The organism is Nocardia ignorata NBRC 108230 (assembly GCF_001612905.1).
GTDB classification, from domain to species: domain Bacteria; phylum Actinomycetota; class Actinomycetes; order Mycobacteriales; family Mycobacteriaceae; genus Nocardia; species Nocardia ignorata.
The window spans coordinates 71632-88613 of sequence record NZ_BDBI01000023.1 but is presented as its reverse complement, the minus strand read 5'-3'; the positions used below and the strand labels follow the sequence as shown (position 1 = coordinate 88613).

The window sequence follows — 16982 nt, the reverse complement described above, 5'->3', positions numbered from 1 at the left end:
CCTATCGGCGCAATGTTCCCGGGAACAGGAATGTTTCGCGCGGCGGGGTCGTACCGTCCAGCCATTCGGACAGGAAATCGCCGAGTGGCATCGAGGTCCGGCTCTGGACGAACGCGCGGAATTCCGGCATCGAAGCATGGCCGTCGCGGTGCGCGTTCACGAAATCCTTGACGGCCGTGAAGAACACATCGTCACCGATCAGTTTGCGCAGGGCGTGCAGGAATAGGGGGCCACGCCAATAGACGGAGGTGAACTCGCTACCGGCGCCGGGGTCGGCCAGCGGGTACGTCCAGAAGTCTTGGTCCCAACGGTATTTCGCGATGTCCTCACGGTACTTCGCATCCACATCGGCACCGTCGACGCGCTCGATCCACAGGTAGTCGGCGGTATAGCTGGCGAAGCACTCGTTGAGGCAGATATCGGACCACTGCCGTACCGACATGGTGTCGCCCCACCACTGATGCGCCAGCTCGTGCACCACGGTATTGAGATCGGCCCACGGCGCGTAGGTGGGGCGGGTCTGGGTTTCGAGCGAGAACGGGACTTCGGCGTCCACATAGATGCCGCCGGCTACCTCGAACGGGTAAGGACCGTAGAGGTTTTCGAGGAAGTCGAGGATCTCGGGGAGGCGTTGTTCGTCGGCGCGATTGTCGTCGGAATCGGGGGCGAACGCGCTCAGCACCGGTGTGCCGTCGGCACGGCGCTGTTCGAGGAAGGTGAAGTGGTCCACGGCGATGGTGGTGAGGTAGCCGAGCACGGGGCTGCGGGTTTCCCAGCTGGTGTGCAGCTTGCCGTCGCGCGCCTCGTGGCGGGTGCGCGCACCGGTCGACATCACCTCCCATTCGGCGGGCACCGTGGCGTGCAACGTGAAAGTCGCCTTGTCCAAGGGTGTGTCGTTGAGCGGGTACCAGCTGCTCGCGCTGTGCGGCTGGCCGATGGCGAAGGCGCCACCGCTCGGCGCGTACGTCCACCCCTCGCCCTCGGTGTCGGCCGCCTCGCCCGCGTAGTCGATGACGATGCGCATCGGCAGTCCGGGCAGCAGCGGCAGCAGTGGGGAGACGACGAGTTCGTGGTCGCCCTCGCGCGCGAACCCGGCAGGCTGGCCGTTGACGGTCACCATGAGCACATCGGGACCGCGATAGTCCAGATTGAATTGCGCCAGCGGCTGATTCGCCCGCGCATCGATGCGCGCGGTACCGCGCAGCTGATGGGTCGGTGGGTCGTAGTCGACGGTGATGTCGTAATGGCTCACGTCGTAGCCGCCGTTGCCGTCGAGCGGGTAGTACGGATCGCCGAGCCCCGGTGCACCGATCAGGCCCGGATCCGCTGCTACCGGCGGGATTCCCAGTGCAAGGAGCGCCAGCACCACCACCGAACCTGCCGACCATCGCATGCCGCGGACCCCCATTCTCGCCGACTCGGATCCGAGTATCGTCGCAGGCGAGCGTCGTTCAGGCCAGTTCCGGCGGCAGGTGTTGCGGGTCGAGCATCAGCCGCTTGGTCGCGGTGCGGCGCACTCGCGCGGCGAGGGCGAGATTGTCGGCGAGCAGGCGCCATTCGAGGTCGGAGATGGTGTCGCGGGCCCGCTCGATCACCGTGCGGTCGCGGGTGCCCCAGGCGATCGGCATGGCCGTCACCAACTGCCAGCGTTCGCCGACCTGACGGGGTGCGCCGTCGGTGCGCACCGCGACCGACGGCACCCGCTCCCCCAGTGTCGGTTCGTGGCCGGGCAGCGCGCGCACCTTGCGGGTGACCAGTGCCCAGCCCCGCGCGGACGCGGTGGCTTCGGCGGTGTCGACGAGGGCGAGCAGGATGATCCCGTTCGGTTCGGCCGCACAGACGACGGCGGGCACGAGAACCCCGTCGCGGTAGAGCTTTTCGATATCGGAGCGGTGCGGTGTCCACAGCGCGACCCACAGGGCGATGACCGCGGCGAGGGCACACACGAAGGCGAGCAGATACCCCCAGGCCTGCCCGCTCCACAGGAACGCGGCGGTGGCCGCGACGGCCAGCCCGGCGGCGAGCAGGGCGAGCACCCGCATCCTGCGTAATCCGGTGAAGGTCTCGTTGACCGCATGAGCGTGCTCACGGTCGACCTCGAATTCGAAGCGGCGCACGTTTCCTTCCTAGCACAAGTTGCGGAGGTGTTGCCTCCACTTATCTGCCGGGGGTTCCGACCCGCACGCTACCGGCACCTGAGCGGGGAAACGGCGCTACACGCCGCTGTCCCCGATGGCCGGCCCGAGCAGATCGTCGGCATCGGTGATGCGGTAGGCATACCCCTGTTCGGCGAGGAAACGCTGACGGTGCGCGGCATATTCGGCGTCGAGGGTGTCGCGGGCGACCACCGAATAGAAATGTGCCTGTCCCCCATCCTGTTTCGGCCGCAACAGTCTACCGAGACGCTGGGCCTCCTCCTGCCGTGAACCGAAGGTGCCCGAAACCTGCACCGCCACCGAGGCTTCCGGCAGGTCGATGGAGAAGTTCGCCACCTTGCTCACGACGAGCACGGGAATCTCACCGGAGCGGAAGGCGTCGAAGAGTGCCTCGCGTTCGCGGTTCTTCGTCGCCCCGGTGATCACGGGAGCGTTCAGGTCGATGCCGAGTTCCTCTAGCTGGTCGAGGTAGGCACCGATCACCAGGGTGGGTGCGCCCTCGTGCCTGGCCAGGATGGACTCGACGACCGGGATCTTGGTGCGCGCGGTGGAGCACAGCTTGTAGCGCTCCTCCGGTTCGGCCGTGGCGTAGGCCATGCGTTCGGCGTCGGTGAGCGTGACTCGCACCTCGATGCACTCGGCGGGGGCGATCCAGCCCTGTGCCTCGATGTCCTTCCACGGCGCGTCGTAGCGTTTCGGGCCGATCAGCGAGAACACGTCGCCCTCGCGGCCGTCCTCGCGCACCAGCGTGGCGGTGAGCCCGAGCCTGCGGCGCGACTGCAGATCCGCCGTCATCCGGAAGACCGGGGCGGGCAGCAGGTGCACCTCGTCGTAGATCACCAGACCCCAGTCGCGGCTGTCGAACAGCTCGAGGTGCTTGTATTCACCCTTCGATTTGCGGGTGATGACCTGGTACGTCGCGATGGTGACCGGGCGGATCTCCTTGCGCTCACCGGAGTACTCGCCGATCTCGTCCTCGGTGAGGGTGGTGCGCGCCAGCAGCTCACGCCGCCACTGCCTGCCCGCGACGGTATTGGTCACCAGGATCAGCGTGGTCGCCTTGGCCTTGGCCATCGCGGCGGCGCCGACCATCGTCTTGCCCGCGCCACACGGCAGCACCACCACACCCGAGCCGCCCGCCCAGAACGAGTCGGCGGCCATTTCCTGGTAGTCGCGCAGGTGCCATTTGCCCTCGGTGTAGTCGAGGCCGATGTCGTGCGCCTCGCCGTCGACATACCCGGCCAGGTCCTCGGCGGGCCAGCCGATCTTCAGCAGCATCTGCTTGATGTGACCGCGCTCGGACGGGTGCACGATCACGGTGTCGTCGTCGATGCGGGCACCGAGCATGGGCGCGATCTTCTTGTGCCGCAGCACCTCCTCGAGCACCGCCCGGTCCAGGCTCACCAGGCACAGGCCGTGCGCGGGGTGCTTGACCAGCTGCAACCGGCCGTAGCGGCCCATGGTGTCGACGATGTCGACCAGCAGCGGCTGCGGCACGGCGTAGCGCGAGAAGTTCACCAGCGCGTCGACCACCTGCTCGGCGTCGTGACCGGCCGCGCGGGCATTCCACAGCGCCAGCGGGGTGATGCGGTAGGTGTGCACGTGCTCGGGGGCACGCTCGAGCTCCGCGAACGGCGCGATGGCCTGACGCGCGGTGCCTGCCAGGTCGTGGTCGACCTCGAGCAGCAGGGTCTTGTCGCTTTGCACGATCAACGGACCGTCTGTCACAGCACTCCGTATCTTTTGCGGCCGGGGCCGCGGGTTCGGGGCCTATAACCCTTCGATTCAGCGCTCGAGACTCGCGCTGCGCGCATGCGCTTCGAGCGCTGAATCGAAGGGGCGGCCCCGAACGGCTCGTAAGACTCGCCAGTGCGGGGTTGCGTTCGGCCGGGATTTGTCGGGATTCGGTGAGCCGTTCCGGGGAGGTTCGGCAGCTCGATCGATTGTACGGACCTGCGGTGACAGGGTTCGGCGTCGCGATGGCGGGCTGCTGAGCGCAGGGCCGCGAACCACCGCTCTGTGGCTCGAGACCGAGGCGGTGCGGATCTCGGATAGAAGCCGGTGGCAGCGGTCCAGCGATCGTCGACTGGACCGCGACATACCTGGCTGACCAGGTCAGACTCGTCTCATGCTTCAGACGGCGGCGGTATTCGGTGTGGGGGCGGCGGCGCTCGGGATGGTGCTCACGCCTGGGCCGAACATGATGTACCTGGTCTCGCGGACGGTAGCGCAGGGGCGAAGGGCGGGCATGATCTCGCTCACGGGTGTGGCGGCCGGGTTCGGGGTGTACCTGCTGGCCGCGACGGCGGGGATCACGGCGTTGTTCGCGGTGGTTCCCGGGCTGTACCTGGCGCTCAAGCTGGCGGGTGCCGCCTATCTGCTGTGGTTGGCGTGGCAGGCGATCCGGCCCGGTGGGGTCTCGGTGTTCGCGCCCGCCGCGCTGCCCGCCGATCCGGCGCGGCGCCTGTTCACGATGGGTTTGGTCACCAACCTGCTCAATCCCAAGATCGCGATCATGTACATGGCCCTGATCCCGCAATTCATCGACCCGGCCCTCGGTTCGCTGTGGTTGCAGAGCCTGTCGCTCGGCGCGATCCAGATCTCCGTGGCCCTCACGGTCAACGCGCTGATCGTGCTCGGTGCGGCGGGCCTGGCCGCCTTCCTCACCGCCCGCCCGCTGTGGTTGCGCATCCAGCGCTATCTGATGGGCACCGCCCTGGGCAGCATCGCGGTCCTCCTCGCCACCGACCGCACCCGTCCCGCTCCGGTGTAAGGCGCGCACCGACCGGCCCCGGCACGCTGGAGGGCGTGCGCTGCGACACATGGGCGGGTGTGCGGCCGCCGGGGGTCGCCGTGCCACCCTGCTTGCAGCGGAAAGGAGCGGGTGGTGAGTGGTGTGGTGATGGCGGGCGCGCTGGCGGCGCAGCTCGACGAGGCGGTCACCGTGGTGCATCGCAGCGGCGAGCTGCTCGGGGTGATCTCGTTCGCCGCGTCGGGTGCGCTGGTCGCGGTGCGCAAGCGGCTCGACCTGTTCGGGATGGTCGTGCTCGGCTGCGCGACGGCGCTCGGTGGCGGCATCGTGCGCGACCTGCTCATCGGACGCACGCCGCCCGCCGCGTTCACCGACCTGACCTTCCTGACCGCGTCGATCGTGACCGCGCTGATCCTGTACTTCATCGCGCCCTCGCCACGGCTCACCAAGGGCCCGCTCGAAGTGGCCGACGCCATCGGGCTCGGATTGTTCTGTGTCACCGGCACCGTGATCGCCGACTCGGTCGGGCTCGGCGCGCCGACCGCCGCCCTGCTCGGCATGACGACGGCCATCGGTGGCGGCGTGCTGCGCGACGTGCTCAGCGGCGAGGTCCCGCTGGTCCTGCGACCCGACCAGGATCTCTACGCGATCCCTGCCCTGTTCGGCGCCGCGACCACCGCAGTCCTGCTGCACCTGGACATCTACCAGACCTGGACAGGATTGCTCGCCGCCGCGGGCGCCGTCGGATTCCGTTTGCTCGCAAGGCATTACGGCTGGCACGCACCCACCGCACGCCACGCCCGGGACTGACCGGCAGTCTCGCCGATCAGCGAGTCGCGACTCCCGAACGCAACCGGCGGACGCCCTCGTCGATGGTTTCGTCCCGTTTGCTGAAGGTGAAGCGCACCAGGTGTTTCCAGTCGTCGGGATGGTCGACGAACGCGCTCACCGGCACGGCGGCCACGCCGAGCCGAGCAGGCATCTCCCGGCACAACGTCAACCCGTCGTCGAGGCCGAGCGGTCGCACATCAGCACACACGAAGTAGCCGCCCGCGGTGGACGACACGGCGAAGCCGGTGTCGCGCAACGCATCCGAGAGCCGGATACGTTTGTCGGCGAGGCCGTCACGCATGCCGTGCACCCACTCCAGCTCGGTGTCGATCGCGTGGGCGACGGCGGGCTGGAACGGCCCGCCACCGACGAAGGTCATGAACTGCTTCGCCGTGAGCACGGCATTCAGCAGTGGCGCGGGCGCGCACGCCCAGCCGATCTTCCAGCCGGTGACATTGAAAGTCTTCGCCGCGCTGGACACCACGACGGTTCGCTCGCGCATCCCCGGCAGCGTCGAGATGCTGATGTGCTCCACGCCGTCGTACACGAGGTGCTCGTACACCTCGTCGGCCAGCACGAGCAGATCGTGCTCGCGCGCCAGCTCGGCGATCGCGATGAGTTCGTCGCGCGAGAGCACCGAGCCGGTGGGGTTGTGCGGTGAATTGATCACCAGCATGCGAGTTTTCGGGGTGATCGCGGAACGCAGGCTGTCCAGGTCGAGAACGAAGCGGTCGCCGTCGGGAACCAGTCGCGCGGTCCGTCGCTGCGCACCCGCCAGGGCGACCGCGGCGGCATAGGAGTCGTAGTAGGGCTCGATGAGCACCACCTCCGCGCCCGGTTCCACCAGGCCGAGCAGTGTCGCGCTGATCGCTTCCGTGGCGCCGACGGTGACCAGGACCTCGGTGTCGGGGTCGTAGCGGGTGCCGTAGCGGCGGGCGCGATCGTCGGCGACGGCGCGGCGCAGGGCGGGCACCCCTCGGCCCGGCGGGTACTGGTTGTGGCCCTCGGCGATGGCGGCGCGGGCCACCTCGAGCATGCTCGCCGGACCGTCGGTGTCGGGGAATCCCTGTCCGAGATTCACCGCGTCGTGGCGCACGGCCAGTTCGGTCATCTCGGCGAAAATGGTCGAGCCGAAGGGGCGCAAGCGGGCGACGGTGGGCGGCACAGACGACATCTCCGCAGCGTATCCCACCTTTCCCCGCCGTTGCCGCACGATAGCGAACACCTATGTTTCACAAACGTTTTTGGGCTTTGACCTGCGGTATTGTGCGATCACTCAACCTCAGCTAGCCTCGCCGTGTTCTACCTCACACACCACAGCGTGGTGGCATATCGAAAGGGGCTCGCATGGCCTCACCTCTGCTCGACTTCATCCTGCAACCGGCCGCGTCGGAGGTCGCCGGTTCGGCACTTCGCTTCATTCAGGAACAGCTGGAAGCCAGCCCGATCGTCGATTTCTTCACCGGGTCGGCCACGCCGGACAACAACATGGGCTCCTCCACCGGGGACCACAACCTCGGGTCGTCCACCGGTGATCACCAGTGGGGGTCCACCTACCCGTAGACACCGCAGCGCCGGATCGGATCGCGCGGGTCCGGTCCGGCTAGGTGCGCAGCCGGGCGCCGGACAGCTTCGCCACATTGGCGAAATCGTAAGCGGCACAGACCAGCCCATCGCGCACCGAGAACGCGAGCACCCGAACCGCCCGGCCGAACGGCGAGTTCGGGTCGGTGAGTACCAGGCCCGATTGCCCGTTCACCGCGGCGAAACCGATCTCCAGCGCCGGCTCCTCGAGCTGCTTGCGCCACAGGCCGACCGCCAGCCGCGCCACCTTCTCCGCACCCTCGACGACATTGAGCGCCGTGCGTGCCGTGCCGCCCGCGTCGGCGATGAAATTCACGTCCGGATGCAGGGTGGCGGCCACCGCGGCGATATCGCCGGTGGCCAGCGCGGCCAGGAAACGCTGCACCGCCTCGTCGTGCACGTCGTCGGTCACCGGGGGTGGGGTGCGGGCGACGGTCTTGCGGGCGCGCACCGCCGATTGTCTTGCCGCATCGGGTGATACGCCGAGGATGTCGGCGATCTCGTCGAACGGGACGGCGAGGCTGTCGTGCAGCACCAGCGCCACCCGCTGCTGCGGGGTGAGCGCGTCGAGCACCACCATCGCCGCCATCCGGTTGTCCTGATTGCGGACGACCACCTCGAGCGGGTCGTCGGTACGGGCCTGCCCGGTGACGATCGGCTCCGGCAGCCACTGGCCCACGTAGGTTTCCCGGCGCACCGCCGCGCTACGCAGATGGTCGAGGCAGATCCGGCTCACCACCGTGGTGAGCCAGGCACGTAGGTCCTCGATCTCGGACTGGTGGGCGCCCGCCATCCGCAGCCAGCTCTCCTGCACCGCGTCCTCGGCGTCGCCGACGCTTCCGGTGAGCCGGTAGGCCACCGAAATAAGATGTGCTCGATGCGATTCGAACAGGTCGGCGAGAAGCGGGGAAACCATCGCCGCTGATCCTACGGAGTGGGTTCACGCTGGTTGCACAGGTGTACCGGTTTTGCCTTCGCGCGCGGAAAATGCGGTGAGAACCAGGCCCCCGTCCTGCCAGGATGAGCTGATGTACCAGCACACGCTCACCGACGGCACCGTGTGGCTCATCCGGCCGACCGCCGCCGACATCGACCGCATCGTCGAGTGTTGTCAAGACCCCGCCGTAGGGCGCTGGACCACCATCCCCGTGCCCTACGGCCGCACCGACGCCGAGGAATTCCTCGACCGGAACGTGGCGGGAGGGTGGCTCCACAACGAGCCGATCTGGTCCATCCGTACCGCAGCCGACGGCCGGGTCGAGGGGATGGTCGGCCTGCACGCCCGGGGTCCGGGCGCCTGCGAGATCGGCTTCTGGCTCAGCCCCGAACATCGAGGCCGGGGCCTGATGTCACGCACCATCACCCTGGTCTGTGATTTCGCCTTCGCTCCTGAAGGGCTTGGTCTGCAACGCATCACGTGGCGCGCGATGGTCGGCAATCACGCTTCGGCCGCCGCCGTTCGTCGCAACGGATTCCACTACGAGGGGAAGGCCCGGTTGGGTGGCGTGCAGCGTGGGGTTCGGGTCGACGAGTGGTACGCGGCGCGGTTGGCCGACGATCCGGCCGGTCCCGTGGATGGATGGCCTGCGGAAACCTTTCCTCCGGAAGGCTGAGCCAGGTCTCGGCGATCCTGTCGCGAGTCGGAAACGCAGCCGCTCTCGCCGAGCCGTATGCGTGAACCAAGCAGGATGTACTTCCGCACCACAGGTTGTGCCCGGAGGGCAGGCTCGGCGATGGTGGCCCCTCGCACGTGCGAGCCGTGCCACGATCAGTCCTGGCTGGTGAACGCGGAGAAAGGGGCGCGATAGTGGCTGATGAGGCGCGGTTCGAGTGGTTCGCCGACGTCATGGGAGTGCGGGCCGGTGAGCAGGTCCTCGAAATAGGGCCCGGTAACGGCGCGTCGTTGGCACGGATGGCGGAGCGGATCGGCGACGGGCGGATCGTCGGCGTGGAGCGTTCGGCGACCGCGCTGGCGCGAGCCCGGCAGCGGTGTGCCGACCAGATCGCGGCAGGCCGAATCCGGTTGGTGGAGGGCGAGATCGGAAAGATCGCACCGGCCCGCCTGCTCGCCGAACTCGATCCCGGCGAACAGTTCGACCTGATCTACGCGGTCAACGTCAACCTCTTCTGGACCTCCCCCGCGCCCCAGGCCTGGGCAACGCTCCGCACCTGCCTGTCCCCCACCGCCCGCCTCTGGCTCTGCTACGGCTACGGCACCCCCACCGACACCCCCACCTCCCCGAAACCCGCCACCACCCGCCTCGCCGACCGCTGCGCCGCCGCCGGCTTCACCTGCGAACCCACCACCTCGGGCGACCTCCTCGCCGTCCACCTCGCCCCCACCCGCTGAACCAAGATCACCACGCTCTGGTGGCGCTCACTTCTCGGTCGATGCCGCCATCAGAGCGTGGTGATCACATGTCCAGATCGATGGGTGGCCGCTGGCCTGGAGCGAGGGCAGGCGGGACAGGCGCCGGTCTCGAGGGTGGTCAGGTGGGGCGGAGGCGGCGGGCGGTGCCTCGGTGGGCGGGGGTTCGGGTGGGGTCTTCGGGCCAGGCGTGTTTGGGGTAGCGGCCGCGGAGGTCGGCGCGAACCTGGGGCCAGCCGGTTTGCCAGAAGGAGGGGAGGTCGGCGGTGACGGCTACGGGGCGCTGGGCTGGGGAGAGCAGGTGCAGGAGGAGAGTGGCGCGGCCGTCGGCGAGGGTCGGTGGGGTGGTCCAGCCGAAGATTTCCTGGACCTTCACCGCGAGGACCGGCTGGTCGGCGCTGTAGTCGACGCGGACGCGGCTGCCCGAGGGGACCTCGAGGCGCTCGGGGGCCAGGTCGTCGAGGCGGGCGGCTTCGGGCCAGGGCAGGAGGCGGCGCAGGGCGGTACCCGCATCGATGCGGGCGAGGTCGGCGCGGCGACGGGCGGTGGCGAGTTCGGGGCCGAGCCAGGAGTCGAGGTCGGTGAGGAGGGCGTCGTCGTCGACATCGGGCCATGGTGTGCCGAGCGTGCGGTGCAGGAAGGCGAGGCGATCACGCAGGTTGCGCGCGTCGTCGGACCAGCGGAGCAGACCAACCCCTTCGGCGCGCAGTCCTTCCCGCAACGCCGAGCCCACCAACGCCGAATCCGGTTCACGCAGCGGCTTTTCGGACAGCACGATCGCACCCAACCGCTCGACCCGCCGCGCGATCACATCCCCGCCGTCCCAGCGCACCTCCTCCCGCAGGCTGACCAGCCCAGGCGCCGCCTCCCGCGCTAAATCCTCAGAAGCGGTGGCCGCCAGCCGAATTCGGCCCTCCGCACGCCCCGGATCCCGATCCGCCACCGCAACAGCCAACCACTCCGCCGCCACCAGCCCGGACCCCGCAGGCAACGAAACCGCCGTCCCACCCGCCATCAAATACGACCCCGACCCACTCCCCCGCCGCCGCGCCAACCGCTCCGGCTGCGCCAACGCGATCATCAACGCCACCCCTTCTTCGAGCACCTCCACACCCGCCCCGGCCGAGTCATGCCTCCCCGCACCCGACCCGGCCGAGTCACGCCTCCCCGCACCCGGGCCGCCACTGCCACGCCTCGCGTCCGCCTGCCGATCACCATGGCTCCCCACAGGCGAACTGCCCTCAGCGCGACCATCACCTGGCGATCCCGCCTTGGCTCGGACATCGAACGATGTCGCCGCAGAACGGCTTTCCTCGCCGACCAGCGCCGCGCCGCCGGTCTCCGCGCCCGATGCGATTGCGCCATAAGCGCTCTCGCCCGGCACGGCCGAGCCACCGGATTCGCCGACGAGGCGGGTGAGGCGGGCGACCTCTCGGGTCCAGCGGGGTGGACGTTCAGTGCGGAGGGTGCGCAGGGCCGCGGTGGCGTCTGTGCCGGGGGCGAGGGTGTCGTCGTCCATCAGGGCGACCATTTCGGCGGCGAGTTTCGGGCCGAGGTGGGCGGCGCCGTCGAGGAGGGCGCGAGCCAGGCGGGGGTGTAGGCCGAGGGTGGCCATGGCGCGGCCGCGGGCGGTGATGTGGTCGTTGCCGTCGAGGGCGCCGAGGGCGTGCAGGACGGTACGGGCGGCGGCGAGCGCGCCTTCGGGTGGGGCGTCCCACCAGGCGAGGGCGGAACCGTCGGGGGTGCCCCAGCAGGCCAATTCCAGTGCGAGGCGGGTCAATTCGGCGGTGCGGATCTCCGGGTCGGGGTAGGCGGGCAGGGTGTGGTGTTCGTATTCGGGCCAGCAACGCCAGGCACGACCGGGCGCCTCACGACCGGCGCGCCCGGCACGCTGTTCGGCGACCGCGGCCGAAACACGCACTGTCGCAAGGCCGGACAGCCCACGCCGATGGTCGACCCGCGACACCCGCGACAATCCGGAGTCGACGACGGCACGCACTCCGGGCACGGTGAGACTGGATTCTGCTACGGCAGTGGACAATACGACCCGCCGACGCGCACCCGGCCGTAGCGCACTGTCCTGCGCCGCCCCGGCCAGCCGACCGTGCAACGGCACGACATCCACATCGAGATCACGCAGAAGCGCGGCCGCCCGGTTGATCTCGCCGACACCCGGCAGAAAGACCAGCACGTCCCCGTCGGACTCGGCCAAGGCGATCCGCGTCACCCGCGCGACATGCCCCTCGACCCGTTCCCGAGGCGCTGCGGGCACATATCCGACCTCCACCGGATACGTCCGCCCCCGTACCTCCAGCACCGGCGCCTGATCGCCGCCACCGAGCAGCTCGGCGAGGCGATCGGCCGCGACGGTCGCGGAGGTCGCGAGCACCTTCAGGTCTGGTCTCAAACCGGACCGCGCGTCGAGCAGCAGGGCAAGCAGCAGATCGGCGTCGAGGTGCCGCTCGTGGCACTCGTCGAGGATCACCGTGCCGACCCCCGCGAGCTCCGGGTCCTGCTGCAACCGCCGGACCAGCAGACCGGAGGTCACCACCTCGATCCGTGTACGCGGCCCCATTTTGCGATCCCCACGGACCGCATACCCGACGGTCTCCCCGACCCGTTCCCCGAGCAATCCGGCCATGCGCGCGGCTGCCGCCCGCGCCGCCAACCGCCGCGGTTCGGCCACCACAACCCGCCCACCGCCCGCCGTCGCAGCCGACGGCACCGCCCTCCCCGACCCCACGTATTCGTCCGCAGCCAAGGCCAGCGGGACCAGCGTCGTCTTCCCGGTGCCCGGTGGCGCGACCAGCACCGCGACACCCCGATCGGCCAGAGTGCGCGTGATCTCCCCCAGCGCGGGCCGCACCGGAAGATCGGGAAGTTCGGGAAGTCTCATCAGCGAACAGTCTGCCGACCCGCCCACATCGCGCACCACTGAGACTGCCTGTTCCGAACAGGGCCGGAACTGGCTAGCCTGCGGGAGATGAGCATCGAGTTCGCGTTGACCACGCTCGTCATCGTCGCCACGCCGGGCACCGGGGTGCTGTTCACGCTCGCGGCGGGCCTGGCGCGCGGCGTCCGGGCCAGCGTGATCGCGTCCTTCGGCTGCACACTCGGCATCATCCCGCACATGATCGCCGCCATCACCGGGCTGGCGGCGGTCCTCAACGCCAGCGCGGTGGCGTTCCAGACCTTGAAGTACCTCGGGGTGGCGTATCTGCTGTACATGGCGTGGAACACCTTCCGCGACAAGGGCGCGCTGTCGCTCCCGGAGGCGGAGTCCGGTGCCGCGCCGTCGGCGCGCAAGATGATCACCTCGGCGATCCTGCTCAATATCCTCAACCCGAAGCTGACGATCTTCTTCTTCGCGTTCCTGCCGCAGTTCGTGCCGACGGGTACCCCGAACGCGTTGGCGCGCATGCTCGAACTGAGCGGGGTGTTCATGCTGGCGACATTCGTCGTGTTCGCGCTCTACGGCGCGGCCGCGGCGGCGGTGCGGTCCCACATCCTGTCGCGCCCGGCCGTGGTGACATGGATGCGGCGCGTGTTCGGCGCGTCGTTCGTGGCCCTCGCGGGCAGACTCGCCTTGCAGAACCAATAAAAGCACTGTGGCCCCGGGGTTTCCGGGGCCACGAGTGTGCAGCGAATTCAGCCGCGCCGGGTTTCGACAGCCTGCGCCAGGCGGTCGAGCTGCGTGGCGGTGGTCTCCCAGTCGATGCAGGCATCGGTGATGGACTGGCCGTAGGTGAGCTCGGTAGCCTTGCCGAGGGTGAGGTCCTGGCGGCCCGCGACGAGGAACGACTCGAGCATCACACCGACCACGCCCTGCTCGCCGGCGGCGAGCCGGGTCGCGATATCGGTGACGACGTCGACCTGACGGTTGTGGTCCTTGTTGCTGTTGCCGTGGCTGGCGTCGACCACCACGCGCTGGGGCAGCGACGACTTCTCGAGGCGCAGCTTGGCCTCGGCGACGGAGGCGGCGTCGTAGTTGGTGCCGTTGCTGCCACCGCGCAGGATGACGTGGCAGTCCGGGTTGCCCGAGGTGCGGATCAGCGCCGAACGGCCGTCGAGATCGGTGCCGGGGAACACGTGGCTGGCGGCGGCGGCACGCACACCGTCGACCGCGACCTGCACGTCACCGTCGGTGCCGTTCTTGATGCCCACCGGCATCGACAGCGCCGAGGACAGCTGACGGTGCACCTGGCTGGCGGCGGTGCGCGCGCCGATCGCGCCGTAGGAGACCAGGTCCGCGATGTACTGCGGGGTGATCGGGTCGAGGAACTCACACGCCACCGGCAGGCCGAGGGCGGTGATGTCGACGAGCACCTTGCGGCCGATACCGAGGCCGGTGTTCACGTCGAACGAACCGTCCAGGTGCGGGTCGTTGATCAGACCCTTCCAGCCCAGCGTGGTGCGCGGCTTCTCGAAGTACACGCGCATGACGATGTGCAGCCGGTCGCCGAGTTCCTCGGCCTTGGCGGCGAGCTTGCGGGCGTAGTCGAGGGCGGCGACGGGGTCGTGCACCGAGCACGGGCCGACGATCACCATCAGGCGGTCGTCGTCGCCTTTGAGCACGTCGACGGTGGCTTTGCGACCCGAGCGCACGGTGTCGGCCAGCTCGTCGGTGATGGGGTGCACGAGGCGGACCTCGGCGGGCGAGCGAAGGGGGCTCACGCTGAGGGTGCGCTGATCGTCGAGATCGGAGTGCCGCGCGTCTACGTCAACTGCGGTGGTCATGAATGTGGGTCCTTTTCGGTTGAAGGCCGACCCACGGAAATTTCGCTACCCGTCGAGCCGGTCAGGTATCCGGCTCGGGGTGGAGGAAGTCAGCGCGCAGGGTCGCAGACCGGCCCACCCAGGGCCGGCTCGCTAAACCAGAAATATGCGCGCTGCATGCCGTGGACTGTACCACCGGTGAAACGTCGCGGACCCGCGCGTGGTTGCCCGAAGTGCGCACGATCACACCGCTGCGCCGATTGACCTCAACCTCTGTTGAGTTCCTAGCGTGGGTGCCGAGGAAAGGAAATCGACTGTGACAACACTGGTTACGGGCGCGACCGGCAATACCGGGCGCCAGGTGGTTCGTGAACTCGTCGAGCGCGGCGAAAAGGTCAAGGCACTCACCCGCGATACCGAAAGGGCACGCGCACTCCTCGGTCTCGAGGTGGAACTGGTCGGCGGAACGCACACCGAGCCGGGCACGCTCGACTGGAGCGGTGTCGACCGATTGCACGTGACCGTGACGGCGGGTCTGACCGAGGTGGGCCAGGAACTCGTCGACCGGGCGGTGGCGGCGGGCGTACGGCGCATCACGGTGGTCTGGGGTGGCGGCGTCGGTCCCGTCGAGCAGGCGATCGAACGTTCCGGCGTGGAATGGACGCGGCTGGAACCACAGGAGTTCATGTCGAACACGCTCACCTGGGCCGATTCGATCCGGGCCGAGGGCGTGGTGCGCGAGCCGTACGCGCATCCGAGCGCGCTGGTGCACGAGGCCGATATCGGTGCGGTGTCCGCGGTCGCTTTGCTCGAGGACGGGCACGCCGGGCGCGCCTACAACCTCACCGGCCCGCGGGCGCTCACGCCGCAGGAACGGTTGGCCGTACTCGCCGAGGCCGCCGGCAGGGAGATCGCGTTCGCGACCATCAGCCATGAGCAGGCGATCGAACGGCTGACGGCGACCGGGGTGTCGCGGGCGGATGCCGAATACGTGATCGGCTGGTACGCCGAGTCGAGCCCGGAGTCCCGCACCGTCGACCCGACGGTCGAAAACGTGCTCGGCCGCCCAGCGCGCACCTTCGCGCAGTGGACGGCCGAATACGGGCACCGATTCGCCTGAGCGCCCGGATTCTCAGCCGAACTGGCCTGCCACGTAGTCGCCCGCCGGGGTGTGGGCGATGGCATTGAGCCGGTTCCAGGCGTTGATCGTCGCGATGGCGGCGATCAACGCGGCGATCTGGTCGTCGTCGTAGTGCTTGCGGACCTGGGCCCAGGTGTCGTCGGTGACCTGGCCGCCGTCGGCGACACGGGTCGCCTCCTCGGTGAGGGCGAGCGCGGCCCGCTCCGCCTCGGTGAACACGTTGGCCTCGCGCCACGCCGCGACCAGGTTGATCCGCACCGAGGATTCGCCCATGTGCGCGGCGTCCTTGGTGTGCATGTCGACGCAGAAGCTGCACCCGTTGATCTGCGACGCGCGGATCTTCACCAGCTCATGGGTGGCCTTCGGCAGCGGCGAGCCGTCGATCACCTTGGCCGCGGTCTGCAGCCGCTTCACGAAGCTGATGGCGACGGGGTTGTTGTAGAGGTCGAAACGCGCTTCCATGATCACTCCTTCGTCGGGTGGAATACACCTCTACGACGACGCACGGCGCCGGAGTGTGACATGGGTGATCGCGATCACCTCAGAGCAGACCGCACAGCTTCTCCGACAGCTCCCAGAGTTCGGCGGCGACGGCGCGATCGTGCGCGGGCGCGGCCATCGCGCACGGCGCCGGGTAGCCCCACAGGCCGAACAGGCCGTCGGGACCGTAGAACCCGCCGGGCTCCACGTCGGCGGTGGCGGCGAACAGCGTGGGCAGGGCGCCCTGAGCGGGGCTCTGCGCGAACATCCGGTTGCCGAGCCACATGAAGACTTCCTGCACCGATTCGGTGTGCGACATGAGTTCGGTCGCGGCGTAACCAGGGTGCGCGGCCACCGAGAGCACCGACGACCCCTCACCGGCCAGCCGGCGCTGCAGTTCGGTGGCGAACAGCAGATTGGCCAGCTTGGACTGGCCGTAGGCGCGCCAGCGGTCGTAGCGGCGCTGCTCCCAGTTGGGGTCGGTCAGGTCGATGCGGCCGATGCGGTGCGCGTTGCTCGACACGGTGACCACCCGGTCGGCGATCCGGTCGAGCAGCAGGTTGGTGAGCGCGAAGTGTCCGAGATGATTTGTGCCGAACTGCATTTCGAAACCGTCGGCGGTGCGGCGCAGCGGCAGCGCCATCACGCCCGCGTTGTTGATCAGCACGTCGACCCGCTCGATCGACTCGGCGAAAGCGCGCACCGAGTTCAGGTCGGCCAGATCGAGCTCACGCACCTGGGTCTCCCCCGGAAACTCGCTCGCCACCTGCTCGGCCTTGGCCGTATCGCGGCAGGCCAGGATCACCCGCGCGCCTTTCGCGGACAGCGCCCGCGCGGTGGCGGCGCCGAGACCGCTGTTGGCGCCGGTCACGATGACAGTGCGGCCGGTCTGGTCGGATAGGTCAGCGGTAGTCCACTTGCTCACCGACCGAAGTGTAGTGCGAGCTGGGACAA

Annotated in this window: 16 protein-coding genes; 7 read left to right on the top strand and 9 right to left on the bottom strand. The window is 69.0% G+C overall.

Features of this window, described 5'->3' with window-relative positions; translation table 11 throughout:
* Position 1: 1 nt before the first annotated feature.
* The 3 genes from NI2_RS18875 to NI2_RS18865 form a co-directional block, all read right to left on the bottom strand.
* Positions 2-1393, bottom strand: coding sequence for a M1 family metallopeptidase (locus tag NI2_RS18875; protein WP_067492391.1), 1392 nt, complete (start codon positions 1391-1393; stop codon positions 2-4).
* Positions 1394-1451: 58 nt separating this feature from the next.
* Positions 1452-2117, bottom strand: a complete 666-nt coding sequence (locus NI2_RS18870) for a DUF3239 domain-containing protein (RefSeq protein ID WP_067492389.1) — start codon at positions 2115-2117, stop codon at positions 1452-1454.
* 96 nt (positions 2118-2213) lie between these two features.
* Complete coding sequence (locus NI2_RS18865; protein WP_067492386.1) at positions 2214-3884, bottom strand: DNA repair helicase XPB; 1671 nt, start codon at positions 3882-3884, stop codon at positions 2214-2216.
* A 400-nt stretch (positions 3885-4284) separates the two neighbouring features.
* Here NI2_RS18865 and NI2_RS18860 point away from each other — a divergent pair, with 400 nt between their 5' ends.
* Together NI2_RS18860 and NI2_RS18855 are read left to right on the top strand one after the other, a co-directional pair.
* A complete protein-coding gene (locus tag NI2_RS18860; RefSeq protein WP_067492384.1) occupies positions 4285-4929 on the top strand; it encodes a LysE family translocator in 645 nt (214 codons plus the stop codon).
* Between the two features lie 129 nt (positions 4930-5058).
* The gene (locus tag NI2_RS18855; RefSeq protein ID WP_067492568.1) at positions 5059-5718 is read left to right on the top strand and encodes a trimeric intracellular cation channel family protein; all 660 of its coding nucleotides are present in this window, start codon (positions 5059-5061) and stop codon (positions 5716-5718) included.
* A gap of 16 nt (positions 5719-5734) precedes the next feature.
* Here NI2_RS18855 and NI2_RS18850 read toward each other — a convergent pair whose 3' ends face one another.
* Positions 5735-6913 (bottom strand): pyridoxal phosphate-dependent aminotransferase, encoded by a 1179-nt coding sequence (locus NI2_RS18850; protein ID WP_067492382.1) that lies wholly within the window; start codon positions 6911-6913, stop codon positions 5735-5737.
* Between the two features lie 173 nt (positions 6914-7086).
* Between NI2_RS18850 and NI2_RS18845 the strand changes: the two genes are divergently transcribed.
* The gene (locus NI2_RS18845) at positions 7087-7302 is read left to right on the top strand and encodes a hypothetical protein (RefSeq protein WP_067492380.1); all 216 of its coding nucleotides are present in this window, start codon (positions 7087-7089) and stop codon (positions 7300-7302) included.
* 40 nt (positions 7303-7342) lie between these two features.
* Here the strand turns inward: NI2_RS18845 and NI2_RS18840 are convergent, their stop codons facing one another.
* Positions 7343-8239, bottom strand: coding sequence for a sigma-70 family RNA polymerase sigma factor (locus tag NI2_RS18840; RefSeq protein WP_067492379.1), 897 nt, complete (start codon positions 8237-8239; stop codon positions 7343-7345).
* A gap of 112 nt (positions 8240-8351) precedes the next feature.
* On the opposite strand from NI2_RS18840, the gene NI2_RS18835 reads away from it, so the two are divergent.
* Together NI2_RS18835 and NI2_RS18830 are read left to right on the top strand one after the other, a co-directional pair.
* The gene (locus NI2_RS18835; protein ID WP_067492377.1) at positions 8352-8936 is read left to right on the top strand and encodes a GNAT family N-acetyltransferase; all 585 of its coding nucleotides are present in this window, start codon (positions 8352-8354) and stop codon (positions 8934-8936) included.
* A gap of 194 nt (positions 8937-9130) precedes the next feature.
* Positions 9131-9673, top strand: coding sequence for a class I SAM-dependent methyltransferase (locus tag NI2_RS18830; protein ID WP_084476523.1), 543 nt, complete (start codon positions 9131-9133; stop codon positions 9671-9673).
* 139 nt (positions 9674-9812) lie between these two features.
* Here NI2_RS18830 and NI2_RS35550 read toward each other — a convergent pair whose 3' ends face one another.
* The gene (locus NI2_RS35550; RefSeq protein WP_067492566.1) at positions 9813-12587 is read right to left on the bottom strand and encodes an ATP-dependent RNA helicase; all 2775 of its coding nucleotides are present in this window, start codon (positions 12585-12587) and stop codon (positions 9813-9815) included.
* Between the two features lie 87 nt (positions 12588-12674).
* Here NI2_RS35550 and NI2_RS18820 point away from each other — a divergent pair, with 87 nt between their 5' ends.
* Positions 12675-13292, top strand: a complete 618-nt coding sequence (locus NI2_RS18820) for a LysE family translocator (protein WP_067492373.1) — start codon at positions 12675-12677, stop codon at positions 13290-13292.
* A 47-nt stretch (positions 13293-13339) separates the two neighbouring features.
* Here the strand turns inward: NI2_RS18820 and NI2_RS18815 are convergent, their stop codons facing one another.
* Complete coding sequence (locus NI2_RS18815; RefSeq protein ID WP_067492372.1) at positions 13340-14428, bottom strand: 3-deoxy-7-phosphoheptulonate synthase; 1089 nt, start codon at positions 14426-14428, stop codon at positions 13340-13342.
* A gap of 295 nt (positions 14429-14723) precedes the next feature.
* Between NI2_RS18815 and NI2_RS18810 the strand changes: the two genes are divergently transcribed.
* On the top strand, positions 14724-15527 hold the full coding sequence (locus tag NI2_RS18810) for an NmrA family NAD(P)-binding protein (RefSeq protein ID WP_067492370.1): 804 nt from the start codon (positions 14724-14726) through the stop codon (positions 15525-15527).
* Positions 15528-15539: 12 nt separating this feature from the next.
* On the opposite strand, the gene NI2_RS18805 is transcribed toward NI2_RS18810, so the two are convergent.
* Both NI2_RS18805 and NI2_RS18800 read right to left on the bottom strand, forming a co-directional pair.
* Positions 15540-16010 carry a carboxymuconolactone decarboxylase family protein gene (locus NI2_RS18805; RefSeq protein ID WP_067492565.1) on the bottom strand — a complete coding sequence of 157 codons (471 nt, stop codon included), beginning with the start codon at positions 16008-16010 and terminating at the stop codon, positions 15540-15542.
* A 79-nt stretch (positions 16011-16089) separates the two neighbouring features.
* Positions 16090-16953, bottom strand: coding sequence for an oxidoreductase (locus NI2_RS18800; protein WP_067492368.1), 864 nt, complete (start codon positions 16951-16953; stop codon positions 16090-16092).
* Positions 16954-16982 lie beyond the last annotated feature (29 nt).